The 13,879-nt window shown below is 72.2% G+C and carries 12 protein-coding genes; 2 read left to right on the top strand and 10 right to left on the bottom strand.

The window, feature by feature from the left end; genetic code table 11:
• Window positions 1-136: 136 nt before the first annotated feature.
• Together A6A06_RS14090 and A6A06_RS14095 are read right to left on the bottom strand one after the other, a co-directional pair.
• Window positions 137-667 (bottom strand): hypothetical protein, encoded by a 531-nt coding sequence (locus tag A6A06_RS14090; protein WP_199930861.1) that lies wholly within the window; start codon window positions 665-667, stop codon window positions 137-139.
• A gap of 265 nt (window positions 668-932) precedes the next feature.
• Window positions 933-2,855 carry an APC family permease gene (locus A6A06_RS14095; RefSeq protein WP_199930862.1) on the bottom strand — a complete coding sequence of 641 codons (1,923 nt, stop codon included), beginning with the start codon at window positions 2,853-2,855 and terminating at the stop codon, window positions 933-935.
• Window positions 2,856-3,393: 538 nt separating this feature from the next.
• Between A6A06_RS14095 and A6A06_RS14100 the strand changes: the two genes are divergently transcribed.
• A complete protein-coding gene (locus A6A06_RS14100) occupies window positions 3,394-3,903 on the top strand; it encodes a hypothetical protein (RefSeq protein ID WP_073761544.1) in 510 nt (169 codons plus the stop codon).
• 117 nt (window positions 3,904-4,020) lie between these two features.
• Here the strand turns inward: A6A06_RS14100 and A6A06_RS14105 are convergent, their stop codons facing one another.
• Window positions 4,021-4,770, bottom strand: a complete 750-nt coding sequence (locus A6A06_RS14105) for an SDR family NAD(P)-dependent oxidoreductase (RefSeq protein ID WP_073761545.1) — start codon at window positions 4,768-4,770, stop codon at window positions 4,021-4,023.
• Window positions 4,771-4,863: 93 nt separating this feature from the next.
• Between A6A06_RS14105 and A6A06_RS14110 the strand changes: the two genes are divergently transcribed.
• Complete coding sequence (locus A6A06_RS14110) at window positions 4,864-5,490, top strand: TetR/AcrR family transcriptional regulator (RefSeq protein WP_073761546.1); 627 nt, start codon at window positions 4,864-4,866, stop codon at window positions 5,488-5,490.
• Window positions 5,491-5,615: 125 nt separating this feature from the next.
• On the opposite strand, the gene A6A06_RS14115 is transcribed toward A6A06_RS14110, so the two are convergent.
• The 7 genes from A6A06_RS14115 to A6A06_RS14145 form a co-directional block, all read right to left on the bottom strand.
• Window positions 5,616-6,539: an ETX/MTX2 family pore-forming toxin gene (locus tag A6A06_RS14115; protein WP_073761547.1), complete on the bottom strand. Its 924-nt coding sequence runs from the start codon at window positions 6,537-6,539 to the stop codon at window positions 5,616-5,618.
• A gap of 154 nt (window positions 6,540-6,693) precedes the next feature.
• Window positions 6,694-7,620: an oxidoreductase gene (locus A6A06_RS14120; RefSeq protein WP_073761548.1), complete on the bottom strand. Its 927-nt coding sequence runs from the start codon at window positions 7,618-7,620 to the stop codon at window positions 6,694-6,696.
• A gap of 122 nt (window positions 7,621-7,742) precedes the next feature.
• A complete protein-coding gene (nirD, locus tag A6A06_RS14125; protein WP_199930916.1) occupies window positions 7,743-8,123 on the bottom strand; it encodes a nitrite reductase small subunit NirD in 381 nt (126 codons plus the stop codon).
• A gap of 17 nt (window positions 8,124-8,140) precedes the next feature.
• On the bottom strand, window positions 8,141-10,846 hold the full coding sequence (gene nirB, locus A6A06_RS14130; RefSeq protein WP_242440721.1) for a nitrite reductase large subunit NirB: 2,706 nt from the start codon (window positions 10,844-10,846) through the stop codon (window positions 8,141-8,143).
• A gap of 2 nt (window positions 10,847-10,848) precedes the next feature.
• Window positions 10,849-12,216 (bottom strand): NAD(P)/FAD-dependent oxidoreductase, encoded by a 1,368-nt coding sequence (locus tag A6A06_RS14135; RefSeq protein ID WP_073761549.1) that lies wholly within the window; start codon window positions 12,214-12,216, stop codon window positions 10,849-10,851.
• A gap of 144 nt (window positions 12,217-12,360) precedes the next feature.
• Entirely contained in the window at window positions 12,361-13,164 is an 804-nt protein-coding gene (locus tag A6A06_RS14140) for a GNAT family N-acetyltransferase (protein ID WP_073761550.1), read from the bottom strand.
• Window positions 13,161-13,784: a TetR/AcrR family transcriptional regulator gene (locus tag A6A06_RS14145; protein WP_073762144.1), complete on the bottom strand. Its 624-nt coding sequence runs from the start codon at window positions 13,782-13,784 to the stop codon at window positions 13,161-13,163. Before A6A06_RS14145 ends, A6A06_RS14140 begins: the two co-directional genes overlap by 4 nt.
• Window positions 13,785-13,879 lie beyond the last annotated feature (95 nt).

The raw sequence follows: 13,879 nt of genomic DNA on the forward strand, positions 1-13,879 counted from the left end.
CCGTGCCGATGACGGTGAGAATGCCTAGGCCGGTTGTCCACGCATCGCCGCGCCAGACGCCGATGGCCGTTGCGGCGAGTGCGCCGACGAGCGCGATGAGGGCGAGTACCCGTCCGAGAAGCATGAACAGCAGTCCTTAAAAGCAGTGGTCGTGTACGCCGTTGGCCGCCGCCGCCGTTCCGCTGATGAGAGGTCCGGTGGCCGCCAGTGCCGTCCCGCCGGTTTCCGGGGCCCCTGCGACGGTGGCGGCGACGCCGACTCCGCTCGCGAGGGCTGTCGCGCCGTTCGTGAAGCAGGTCCAGTCCATGCGCGTGGTCACCTGGCCCGGGGTCGTCGGGCGGACCGCGACGCCTTCGACCGTGGAGCCCTTCACGCCGGAGATCTTCTGCGTGAGCCGGTCGCCCTTCAGGGTCCAGGTGGCCTTGTGTACGTGTCCGGCCTTGTCCTTGACGTCGAGCCGCGTCATGCCGCCGACCGTCTTCCCGTCGGCGTTGAGGAAGCGGACGCCGGGGTCGCTAAGGATCGCGCGGTCTCCCTTGGGCAACTTGAGCTTGAACGTGGAGGTGGCCGCGAACTCCGTCACCTGACCACGCTTGGCGACATCGAGCGTCTGCTTGCCGTGCGAAGCCGGGGCGGCAGCCATGGCGGTGCCGGCCGTGGCGGACACGATCGCGGCGGTAACCACAGTGGCGGTAAGGGCCGGGCGCAGGCCGACACGCATAAACTTTTACACCTTTCCATTACTTCCGCCCCCGCGCCGGGGGCGCACCCACCTTTCATCACTGTTGCTGAGCAGGTCAATTCGCGCGGTGTCGACAGGGAAGGCGCTTAAATGCCCGGTCAAGAATTTTTCCGGGTGAGGTAAATGGGTCCCTGCCATTTCCCGTCCGGGCCGTCCGGGCCGTCGGAGCCGTCGGAGCCGTCCATGCCGTCTACGACGACAGCCGGAATCGCAGTCGGCAGATCGTCGCGTCCGTCGTGCGGCGCACCGCGTGGGCGACGACTGCGCCGCGCTGGTTCTGGAGGAGGCGCTGCCACACGTGGGCCGGTTCGACCTCGGGGATCAGGACGGTGATCCGGGTACGGGGGTGCCGGTCGGCGAGATCGCGTACGTACGCGGCGACCGGGCGGCCGACGGTGCGGGTGGCGGAGGGCAGTTCGAGGAGGTCCACGCCGGGGTTCCACAGTTCCCAGTCGCGGCGCAGGGACTCCGCCGCGCGCCGGTCCTCGGGCGCGGCGTACGTGACGGTGACGGCCACCACCTCATCGCCGAGCGAGACCGCGGCGTTCAGCGCCTCGCAGGTGAGCTTGGAGAGGTGGGAGACGGGGACGACGACGAGGGAACGGTCGCGGTGCGGCGGTTCGGGGATGCGGCCCAGGCGCAGGTGGTCCGCGATCCTGCCGTACGCCCGGTGCACGGCCTCGAAGGCGAGGACGAGGACGGGCAGCGCGACGACGATCAGCCAGGCGCCCTCGCTGAACTTCGTCGCCGTGACGACGACGGCCGAGACGCCGGTCAGCAGCGCCCCGAAGCCGTTGAGGAGGGCCTTGCCGCGGCGGCCGGGGGCGGATCGTTCCTGCCGCCAGTGGCGGACCATGCCCACCTGGCAGATGGTGAATCCGACGAAGACACCGATGGCGAAGAGGGGGACGAGGGTGTTCATGTCGCCGCCGGAGAAGACGAGGAGCAGCGCGGCGACGGCGGCCAGCGCCAGCACGCCGTACCGATGCACCTGCCGGTCGTCCTTCAGGCCGAAGACGTGCGGCAGGTAGTTGTCCCGCGCCAGCAGGCCCATCAGGACCGGCAGCCCGCCGAAGGAGGTGTTGGCGGCGAGGGCGAGCAGCACCATGGTGGCGAACTGCACGACGTAGAAGGCCCAGTTGTGGCCGAGCGACGCGTCCGCGAGCTGCGCGAGGACGGTGACGCCCTCGACCGGCTGGAGGTGGAAGCGCCCGATGAGCACCGACAGGCCGATCAGCATCACGCCGAGCAGGGCGCCCAGGGCGACCTCGGTGCGCTGCGCGCGCTTGGCGGCGGGCGCGCGGAAGGACGGCACGGCGTTGGCCACCGCCTCGACGCCGGTCAGCGCGGAACACCCGGACGCGAACGCCTTCAGGAGGAGGAGCGCGCCCACCGAGGTCGCGTTGTCCGACAGGACGGAGGCGTGGCCGTCGGCGGACAGCGTGGAGGCGGGCGCGTCCCGGAACAGCCCGGCCGCGACCATGCAGAGGACCGACCCTATGAAGACGGCGGTCGGCAGGATGAACGCCTTCGCCGCGTCGACGATGCCGCGCAGGTTCACACCGGTCACCAGCACGAGCACCGCCAGGCACAGCCACATCCGTTCGCCGTACAGGTGGGGGAAGGCGGAGGTGAGCGCGGCGACGCCGGCCGTCACCGACACGGCGACGTTCAGGACGTAGTCGAGGAGGAGGGAGGCCGCGGCGACCAGGGACGCACGGCGTCCGAGGTGCGCCTTGGCGACGGCGTACGAGCCGCCGCCGTTCGGGAAGGCCGCGATCACCTGGCGGTACGAGGCGACCAGGACGGCGAGCAGCGCCGCGATGCAGAGGGTGACCGGGAGGGTGAAGCCGAGGCCGTACGCACCGGCGGCGGCCAGCACCAGGACGACGGACTCCGGTCCGTACGCCACGGAGGCCATCGCGTCGAGGGAGAGGGCGGCGAGGCCCTGCACGGAGGTCAGGCGGTGCCGGGCGTCCGGGTCGGGGGCGGGAGAGGTGGAGGCGGGAGGGGCTGAGGCGGGCGGGGGACTGGCCGGGCCGGGCGCCTGACCTGCGGACCGGCCCGGGATTCGGCTCGCGGTCCGGCCCGTGGGCTTCCACACCATCGACATCGTTCGCCGTACCTCCGTGCGCTGCGGGAAAAGAGCCCCGGTGACAGGGCCAGCCCAGCGTGGGTGCCGGTTCGTACGGGCACGCCGGCTCTTGGCGTGGCTTTGGCGGATGATCCGGCCTTCTTCACGCCTTTTTGATGCCCGGCGGGGGCGTGGCGATGCGGACGGGTGGCCGGGGCACCGGGTGGCAGGGGCATCGGATGGCCGGAGCACCGGGGGGCAGGGGCATCGGTATGCGGTGGCGGATGGCCTGCCGCGGGCCGTCCGGCGCGCGCGGCGTTGTCAGTGGTACGTCAAGTTCTTGTGACGCGTCGTCAGTGCTGCGTCAACATCCCGGCGATTCCGGCGCCGCGGCCCTAGCGTCACGCCTATGGGACGGCGATGGATGCCCGGGGCCGGATCCACGGCCCGCGGGGAGGGCGGCGGAGACGACGCGGACCGCCGGTGCGGCGCGCACGGCGCACGCGGCGGCGGACAGGAAGGCGGTGGGGCGCGCGATGGACGGCATACGCGGAAGAGGTACGCCCTTCCACCCCCGGTGCACGGCCCGGCGGCGTACCGCGACCGCCGGTGGGCGTCCGAACTGCGCACGGCGGCCTGGTGCTCGGCCGGCGTCCTCGGCCTCATGCTCACCGTCGATGTCGCCTGCCACACCCTCGACCCGCTGCGCGCCGCCTGCTGGACGGCCACCGCGGTGGTGCTCTTCGCGGCGCTGTTCCCGGCACGGGTGACCGCCGGGGCGGGGTGGCTCGCCGTGCGCGGACTGCTGGGCGAGCGCCGGGTCCGTACGGATCTGCTGGTCCTCGTGCGCCGCAGCGACGGGATGGCGCCCCGGCTGGTGCTGCGCGACGCGGTGGGCGAGCGCGTCGAACTGGACCCCGGGGTCCTCACCGCCAACCCGGCCCTGTGGCACCTGCTCGACACCGGCGCCCGGCTGTCCCGGGAGCGGGGCCTGCTGCGTTCGGGCAGTGAGGTGCTGCGGGTGCTGAGCGAGCACATCGACCGGGACGGTGCCCGGAAGATCTTCGAGGCGTCCGACCTGAAGTGAGCTGCGGGCCCACCCCGCAGTTGTACCTGTACCTGTACCCGCCCCGGCACTCGGCCGCTGCCGCCGTCGCGGCCGGTGCGTGCCGCCCGCGCGTCTGCCCGCGCGTGCCCCCGCGCGTCAGATCTGGTTCTCGCCCCCGTCGACGTAGAGGTTGGCGCCGAGGACGAAGCTGCTCTGTCCGGAGGCGAGGAAGACCACCGCCGCGGCGACCTCCTCGGGGCGGCCCATCCGGCCCATCGCGACGCCGGCGGCGAGGTTGGCCCGCACGCCGGGCGCGTTCTCCTCGCCGAACAGTTCCGTGATCCCGGTGGTGTCGATCGGGCCCGGCGAGATGGCGTTGACCCGGATGCCGCGGCCCTTGAGTTCGTTGGCCCAGGTCCGGGCGAAGGACCGGACGGCGGCCTTGGACGCCGCGTACACGCCGAACGCCTCGGTGCCGTTGTCGGCGGCGGTGGAGGCGTTCAGGATCACCGAGGCGCCGTCGTTGAGCAGCGGCAGCGCCTTCTGCACGGTGAACAGCGTGCCCCGCACGTTGACGCCGAAGGTCTGGTCGACCTGCTCCTCGGTTACGTGCTCCAGCGTCGCGAGCGAGGCGGTCGCCGCGTTCGCGAAGACGATATCCAGGCCGCGGCCCCGGGCGCGGACCGCGTCGTACAGCCGGTCCAGGTCGGCCAGGTCCGTGATGTCACCCGGCACGGCGGTGACCCGCGCCGGGCCGATGGCCTCCACGGCCGCGTCCAGCTCCGCCTTGCGCCGCCCCATGATGAACACGTGCGCGCCCTCGGCCGCCAGCCGTACGGCGCCGGCCAGGCCGATCCCGGTGTGGCCACCGGTGACGACGGCGGTCCTGCCCTCAAGCTGTCCCATGCGACTGCCCTCCGTAGAGATCTGTATCGATCGGTACTGAACGGGACCGTAACACATCTGCACTGATCGGTACGGAAAGGTAGGCTTGCGGGCATGGAGACGCGACAGACGCGACAGGCGCGGCAGAAGGCACCGGTCGGCCGGCCGAGGGGCTTCGACGCCGACGAGGCCCTTGAGCGCGCCATGCGGGTCTTCTGGGAACAGGGCTACGAAGGCGCCAGCCTCACCGACCTGACCAACGCCATGGGCATCACCCGCACCAGCATGTACGCGGCCTTCGGCAACAAGGAGGACCTGTTCCGCAAGGCCCTGGAGCGCTACGCGGAAGGCCCTGCCTCGTACGGAGCCCGCGCCCTGGAGGAGCCGACCGCCCGGCAGGTCGCCACCGCGTTCCTCAACGGCTCCGTCCAGACCACGACCCGCCCCGGCTGCCCCGCAGGCTGCCTCGGCGTGCAGGCGTCCCTCGCCGCCGGTGACCCGGGCCGTAACGCCCGCGACGCCCTGGTCGCCTGGCGCAACGAGGGCATCGACCGCCTCCGCGACCGGTTCCGGCGAGCCGTCGACGAAGGCGATCTGCCGCCCGGGACCGACCCCGGACCGCTCGCCCGCTACGTCATGACCGTCGCCAACGGCATCGCCGTCCAAGCCGCCAGCGGCGCCACCCGCGACGAACTCCAGCAGATGGCCGACATGGCCCTACGCGGCTGGCCGCCTGCCTGACGGTGCGGGTGCCGTCGGGGTGCCGTTGAAGATGTGGTCACGCTTGTCATGCCGCCGCGACCGTCAGCCGACTCCGCGACCGTCAGCCGACTCCGCGACACCGTCCAAGGGCCGTCAGAAATGCCCTAGACCCCGAATGTCCGCGACCCGTATTGCGTCCAGGACGGTCCCCGTCCGCCGTCGGAATCGTCGCTGCTCTCGTCAGCCGCATCGATATGCGACCGCCCCTCGATGCGGCCTTCGGTGTATACGACCTTTGTGCTGGTTCCGTATTTTCCTTTCATGACGCCTTCGACCCGGGCGATGATGGTGTCGGAGGCGGTTACCACATATCCTGTAAGGTCCACAGGGGCGCCGTATCCCCCGTTGTCGTTGTACCACTTGAGGTCGTTGAAAATGTCACCGATGTCCACGAACCACATCCGGTGGTGAGGGTCGTTCTTGTCCAGCGGGACCTCTTGGTCGAACTGGACGACAGCGGCGCCTTTCAGCTTGACGGATGCGCTGAAGGGAATTTTGATCGACTGCTCGTTGACGGACTGGGTGGCGACCACCTTCCGCCGCGCGGGAACCGTCACCGGGGAGGAGAACCCCCATTCGCGCTCCTGTGACGTGGTCGAGGTGTGCTCTGCGCTGAAGCTGATCTCACCGCTCCACTTCACCGCACCCTCGGCGATGAGGGGCAGGTCGACCTTGCCCGACACCTCCACGCCGATCTTCAATTGACCGCCCAGCTTCCACGAATAGGTGTCCGTGGTCTTGGACTTGAACGTAGCGGTCTGCGTTTGATCCTTGGATGTATCGTTGACGAGTTCTCGGTGGTCCAGAATCGCCCAGGCGTTGTCTATGTCCTGCTTCGGGTAGTGATAGTCGACCGCTATCTCGTCGATCTTCTTGAGCTCGTCGGCGGCGTGCTTGCTTAATTCTCCGCTCTTGGAGTGGTCCCAGTTGGTCGCATATGACCAGCTGAAGCTCCCCTTGCCCTTGTTGTAGTACGCGATCGTCCTCTCGGCCCACTTCCGTACGATCTCGTCAAGAGAGAGCGTCATTTTCAACTCCAAGGCTGAAGCAGCGTGTCGATCTTCTGGCACGCTGTCACTGCCCTGGTCGATTAGCCGTAAAACCCTCGATCCAAAGGATGTCTCAACGCTTCGTCCGGACCGGTCAGGACCCGGTGGACAGGCATTCCGTCCGGTGGCGCGCTCAGGAGAAGTCGTACCGTACGCCCGTGAGTTCCTCCGAGGCCTCCCACAGCCGCGCCGACGTCTCGTCGTTCCTCGTCCACGGGGCGCGGAAGGACGGCGCGGTCGCGCCGCGCAGGCCGTTGCGGGGGCCGATGAAAGCGTCCGGCTTCATGTGGGGAGCGGTGGCGGCGCACAGGGTCGGCAGGGCGCCGGACTCGGCGGGCTGGCCGATGACGCGGTTGGCCAGCGCCACGGCGCGCTCGGCGCCCGTACGCCCCTCCATCCGCACGCCGGCCGACTGGAGGTTGGTGTCCGCGTAGCCGGGGTGCGCGGCGGCGGCCACCACCTGCGAACCGGCCTCCGCCAGGCGGCGCGCCAGCTCGTGGACGAAGAGCAGGTTGGCGCTCTTGGAGCGGCCGTAGGCGATCCAGCGGTGGTAGCCGTGCTCGCTGTTGAGGTCGTCCAGGCGGACGTTGCCGAGCGCGTGCAAGCCGCTGGAGACGGTGACGACGCGCGCTCCGGGGGTACCGAGCAGCTTCGGCAGGAGCAGGCCGGTCAGCGCGAAGTGGCCGAGGTGGTTGGTCCCGAACTGCATCTCGAAGCCGTCGGCGGTGCGGCGGTGCGGGAGCGCCATGACGCCGGCGTTGTTGACGAGGAGGTCGAGACGTTCGCCGTCGAAGTCGTCGAGGCCCGCCGCGAAGGCGCGTACGGACTTCAGGTCGGCCAGGTCGAGCCGCCGGAACTCGGCTCGGGCGGCGGGCACTTCGGAGCGCAGCCGGGCGAGCGCCGCGTGCCCGCGCGCCTCGTTGCGGCAGGCCAGCACGGTGCGGGCGCCGCGGCGGGCGAGTTCGCGGGCGGTGATGTAGCCGATGCCGCTGTTGGCACCGGTGACGACCGCCGAGCGGCCCGTCTGGTCGGGGATATGGCTCGTGTTCCAACGGGTCACGCCTGCTGCGCTCCTTCGCCGGGGCCTCGGGGGACTCCAGCGTACGCCCGGGTCGGCGGGGTACGCCCAGGCCGGGCGGGACCGGGGTGCCCGCCCCGGCGGGAGGGACGGGACGGGACGCCCTAACCCTGCCCCTCGACCTCCCGCACCCGGTAGACGGGTACGGACACCGCCGGATTGTCGAGGCAGGCGCCCGTCTCCAGGTCGAAGCGCTGTTTGAGGAGGGGGGAGGCGACGAACGGGCGGCCGTCCGCCGTGCCGGTCAGGCCGCGGGACAGGACGTACGCGCCGGTGAACGGGTCGCGGTTGCCGATGGCGTACGGGCGTCCCGCGCGGTCCACGAACAGCGCCACCTGCCCGCCGTCCGGGAGGAGAGCGGCGACGCCCCGGCCGGGGACGAGGGCGGCCGGGTCGCAGACCGGCATCCAGCGGGACTCCGGCTGCTCCGAGCGGGGCTCCGGCTGTTCCGAGGGTGTTTCCACGAGTTCCACGGCGAGTGTCATCGGGCGCACGGCGAGTGTCATCGGACGGCGGTCCCTTCCAGGGTGCGGGTGCGGGTGTCGGCAGCGGGCGCGGTGGTACCGGCGGGCAGGGCGGTACGGTCGGCCGTGGCGGTACCGCCGGTACGTACGGGAAGCGTCGGCCCGGCCAGCAGGTGCAGATCCGGCTTGATCTGGTCGCGTTCCGGGACGAAGCGGACGGCCGGGTCGGGGGCGTCCGGCGCGTTGACGAAGGAGACGAACCGGGCGAGGCGTTCGGGGTCGGCGAGGGTGTCGGCCCACTCGTCGCGGTAGGCCGTCACATGCGCGGCCATCAGGGCCTCCAGCTCGTCGCACAGCCCCAGCGAGTCGTGCACGACGACGTCGCGTACGTGGTCGAGGCCGCCCTCGACGCGCTCCAGCCAGGCGGAGGTGCGCTCCAGGCGGTCGGCGGTGCGGATGTAGAACATCAGGAAGCGGTCGATGAGCCGGACGAGTTCGGCGTCGGAGAGGTCCTGGGCCAGCAGGTCGGCGTGGCGCGGGTCGGCGCCGCCGTTGCCGCCGACGTACAGGTTCCAGCCGTTGGAGGTGGCGATGACGCCGAAGTCCTTGCCGCGCGCCTCGGCGCACTCGCGCGCGCATCCGGACACGGCCGACTTGAGCTTGTGCGGGGAGCGCAGCCCCCGGTAGCGCAGCTCCAGGCCGATGGCCATCCGGACCGAGTCCTGCACGCCGTAGCGGCACCAGGTCTGCCCCACGCAGGACTTCACGGTGCGCAGCGCCTTGCCGTACGCGTGGCCCGACTCGAACCCGGCGTCCACCAGCCGGGCCCAGATCCGCGGGAGCTGTTCGACGCGGGCGCCGAACAGGTCGATGCGCTGCCCGCCGGTGATCTTCGTGTAGAGGCCGAAGTCGCGGGCGACCTCGCCGATGACGATCAGTTTCTCCGGAGTGATCTCGCCGCCGGGGATGCGCGGGACGACCGAGTACGAGCCGTTGCGCTGGAGGTTGGCGAGGAAGTGGTCGTTGGTGTCCTGGAGGGCGGACTGCTCGCCGTCCAGGACGTAGCCGTCGGCGCCGACCGTGGGCGCGAGGGAGGCGATGATCGAACCCACCGTCGGCTTGCAGACCTCGCAGCCGTCGCCGCCGCGCGCCGCCTCCCGCCCGTGGCCGTCCAGCAGCTCGGCGTACGAGGTCAGACGGCGGGTGCGGACGATCTCGTACAGCTCGGCGCGGGTGTGCGGGAAGCAGCCGCACAGGCCCGGGTCGACGGCCACGCCGCCGGCCGTCAGCTCGTCGTTGACCAGGGTGGTCAGCGCCTTGACGCAGCTGCCGCAGCCGGTGCCCGCCTTGGTGCACTTCTTCACCGCGGGCACGGTGGTGCAGGAGTGCTCGGAGACCGCGGAGCGGATGGTGCCCTTGGTGACGTTGTGGCAGTTGCAGATCACCGCGTCGTCGGGGAGGGCGGCGGGGCCGAGAGCGGCCGGTGCACCGGTCCCGGCGGGCAGCACGAGCTGCTCCGGGGCGACGGGCGGCACGGAGCCGGTGAGCGGGCGCAGCAGCCCGTACGACTCGGCGTCGCCGACCAGCACGCCGCCCAGCAGTTCGCCCTCCGCGCCGATGACCAGCTTCTTGTAGACACCGGAACGGGAGTCGGAGTAGACGACGTCGAGGCAGCCGGGGGTGGCGCCGTGGGCGTCCCCGAAGGAGGCCACGTCCACGCCGAGGAGCTTGAGCTTGGTGGAGGTGTCGGCACCGGTGAAGGCGCGGGCTCCGGCCTCGTCGGCGTCGGAGGGGGCGCCTTGGCCGCCCGCGATGGCGGCTGCCGCCGTCTCCGCCATCTCGTAGCCGGGCGCCACCAGGCCGTACACCTTGCCGTCGGCCGCCAGCGCGCACTCGCCGATCGCGTACACGGCCGGGTCGCCGGTACGGCACCGCTCGTCGACGCCGATGCCGCCGCGCTCACCGACCTCCAGCCCGCAGTCGCGGGCGAGCCGGTCGCGCGGGCGCACCCCGGCCGAGAAGATCACCAGATCGGTCTCGACGCGCGAGCCGTCCGACAGCTCCATGGCCCGCACCGCGCCGTCCCCGCCCGCGACGATCTCCTTGCCGCCGACGCCCGTATGGACGCTCAGACCCATCTCCTCGACGGTCCGGCGCAGCGCGCCGCCGCCGCCCTCGTCGACCTGGAGCGCCATCAGGCGCGGGTTGAACTCGACGATGTGCGTGCGCAGTCCGAGGCCCTTGAGGGCGCCCGCCGCCTCCAGGCCGAGCAGGCCGCCGCCGACGACCGTGCCGGTGCGGCAGTTCTTCGCGTACTCCTCGATGGCGAGCAGGTCCTCGACGGTCCGGTAGACGAAGCAGCCGGTGCTGTCCGCGCCGGGCACCGGCGGTACGAACGGGTACGAGCCGGTGGCCAGCACGAGCGTGTCGTAGGAGACGGTCAGCCCGGAGCGGGCGGTGACGGTGCGCGCCTCGCGGTCGATGGCGGTGGCCGGGTCGCCGAGGTGCAGTTCGATGCCGTGCCGGGCCAGGAAACCGGGGTCGGTGAGGGACAGGTCGTCCGGCGTGCGCCCGGCGAAGTACGAGGTGAGCTGGACCCGGTCGTACGCGGGGCGGGGCTCCTCGCACAGCACGACCACCCGGGTACGCCCGGTCACCCCGCGGTCGGCGAGGGCTTCGAGGAACCGCTGGCCGACCATGCCGTGGCCGATGAGCACGAGGGTGGGAACGGCGGTTGCAGCCATGGTCAGGAGCCTCCGTCGGGGGTGGGGATGGGGGCGGTGCCGGGACCGCCGGTGTGGCCGGTGGTGAGCAGATGCAGGAGCGGCGCCGCGGGGAGCGGATCGTCGGCCTCCCAGGTACGGGCGAGGGTGCCGACGGCGCCGAGGTCGCCGAGGAGGATGCCGCCGACGAGGCGGTCACCGCGGACGATGACCTTGCGGTAGGCGCTGCGGGTGGCGTCGGAGAGGTGGACCACGTCGTCGCCGGGGCGGGGGGAAGGGGTGCCGAAGGCGGCGAGGTCCAGGGGGGAGGAGCCGGGCCGGGGGCTCGGGGCGGGGCCAGGGCCGGGGCCGGTGAGCGTGAGGCGGGTGAGGGCGCGGGTGCCGCGGTAGCGGACGGAGTCCGCCTCCGGGGCCTTCGGGGCCTCTGGGGCCTTCGGGGTGGAGTCCGCGCCCAGGACCCTCGCCAGCAGGTCGGCCTGTTCGAGGGCGGCCCCGGCCAGGCCGTACACCAGGCCGTCGTGCTGCGCGCAGTCGCCGATCGCGTGGATACGGGGGTCGGCCGTCCGCAAGTGGTCGTCCACGACGATGCCGCGGCCGACCGGCAGCCCGGCCGCCCGTGCCAGGCCGACGCGCGGCCGTACCCCGCAGGCGAGGACGACCAGACCGGCGTCGGACACGTAACCGTCCGCGAGTTCCACGGCACGTACGGCACCGCCCTCGACGCGCAGCCCGCGCACCCGGCACTCCGTATGGACCTCCACGCCCAGCGCTTCGAGGTGGGCGCGGAGCAGGGCCGCGGCTCCGGCGTCCAGTTGGCGCTCCATCAGGTGCTCGCCCTGCTGGGCCAGCAGGACCGGTACGCCGCGTTCGGCCAGGGCGCGGGCCGCGGACACCCCGAGCAGCCCGCCGCCGATCACTACGGCGCGCACGCCGGGGCGCGCGGCGGCGGCTTCGAGCGCCGTGCAGTCGTCCAGCGTGCGGAACGGGTGCACGCCGCGCGGCAGATCGTCCTGGCCGGGCGGGAAGAGGCCGCGCAACGGCGGAAGCACCGGGTTGGAGCCGGTCGCGAGAACGAGCCGGTCGTACGGAACGGCCTGCCCGTCGTCGCACAGCACCGTACGGCGCTCCCGGTCGACCCGTACGGCCCGCACCCCGCCCAGCCACCGCACGTCGTTGTGCGGGGCCGGCAGGGCGATGACGTCGTGCGTGTAGCGGCCCGCCAGCACCTCGGCCAGCAGGACACGGTTGTACGGCGCGTGCGGCTCCTCACCGAGGACGGTGAGCGCCGGGCCGCCGGTGCCGTCGGCAGCGGCGGTCGGGCGCAGGCGCTGCGCGAGCCGGGCAGCGGCCATCCCGCCGCCGATCACCACCACACGCTGTTGCGAGGTCATGTCCGCCAGCGTGCGGTCCGGCTGTTACCCGTCCGCATCTGCGCTGTTTCCCGTGGGGAACGCTGCGCTCAGCGCGGGGGAGGGCGGAGTGTGAGGACTCCGCTGTGGGCTGAGGCCCGTGCAACGGCACCACCGTTTGCCCGGCTACGGAGCGGCGTCGGGCGGGGGTGACACCTTCCACAGCCACCCCAGCAACGGCAGCCCCAGGCGGGCGGCGACGTGCTGGGAGGAGTGGTTGGCGGCGGTGGTGCTGTAGAAGAGGCGGCGGGCGGTGAGGGCGGGCAGGCGGGCCCAGGCGGCGGTGACGGTCGCGGCGTGGCCCTGGCCGCGGTGGCCGGGGCGGGTCCAGGTCCCCGCCTCCGCGCCGTGGTCGGTCCAGCAAGGGGTGTGGCAGATCGAGACGACGTGGGCGGGATGTCCGGCCTCCGGGGCCGGGGCCTCCGGGTCCAGGGCCATGGCCCAGGGGCCGAGTTTCCCGTCGAGGAGGTCGTGCCACTCGTCCGTACCCCAGTTGCCGGGGTTGGCGGTGCGCAGGGCCGCGAGAGCGGCGGGGTCCGTGGTGCCGGACCGGACGACGGGCGCGGTCGGTGCGGAGCGGATGCGGTCGGGCCGGATGAGGTAGGTGGGGTCCGAGGTGATGTGTACGGGGCCGAGGGCCGATTCCAGGAGGCGCTGAACGTGGGGGAGGTCAGGGGGCGGTGACCCGGGGCGCGCGGGACTCAAGGGGCTCAAGGGGGCGGGATACGGCGTCACGGCCGCCAGCAGATCGGCGGCGAGCGCGTCCGGCAGGTGGCCTGCTGCCGCGGGTATCCGGTGACGGCCGTCCGCCGACACGGCGATCACCATGTGGTGCGGGCCCCGTAAGCGACCCCGGGCGTCGGCGGGCCAGTTGACCTCGATCTGGGTCCTGAGCAGGTCCGCGATGTGCGGCGCGGGTGCGTCCGTCATCGGGCGTCCCCCGGCGCGGGGGCCAGCAGCCGGGCGAGCGCGCGGCGGGTGCGGTCTGGGGCCGTGGGGTCGGCGAAGAGCTGAATGGCCTGATTGAGGCCCGTGTACAGGCCGATCAGCTCGAAGACGAGCTGTTCGGGGTCGGTGTCCGGGGGGAGTTCACCCGCGTCGGCGGCGTACCGGATCTCGTTGGCCAGGCGGCGGCGCCAGAGCGTCGAGCGGCGTACCACGGCGTCCCGGATGGGGCCGACGCGCGCGTCGAACTCGACGGCCGCGGTGGTGAAGAAGCAGCCGCCGGGAAAGGCGCCGCGTTCGCGCTCCAGGTAGGTGATCCAGGATTCGCAGAGGGCCCGGAGCCGTGCCAGGCCCGGGGCGGTGTGCACGGAGGGCTCCCACACGGCCCTGGAGAAGATCGCGGACGCGCCGTCCAGGGAGGCGAGCTGGAGCGCCTCCTTCGTGCCGAAGTGGCCGAGCACCCCGGCCTTGCTCATGCCCAGGTCGGTGGCGAGGCGGCCGATGGTCAGCCCGTCCAGCCCTTCGACCGAGGCGATGGCGATGCTGCGGTCGATGATCCGCTCGCGGGTCCTGCGGGACTCGGCGACGGACTTGCGTGGGCTCATACCGGCCATCGTAGCCAGCGCGGTCCGCCGCGCCCCTCAATTAACTTCCGACCGTTCGGTTGCTATATTTCCGGCCGGTGCGGACGGCATGGCCG

This window comes from Streptomyces sp. CB02923 (assembly GCF_001905005.1).
Taxonomy (GTDB): Bacteria; Actinomycetota; Actinomycetes; order Streptomycetales; family Streptomycetaceae; genus Streptomyces.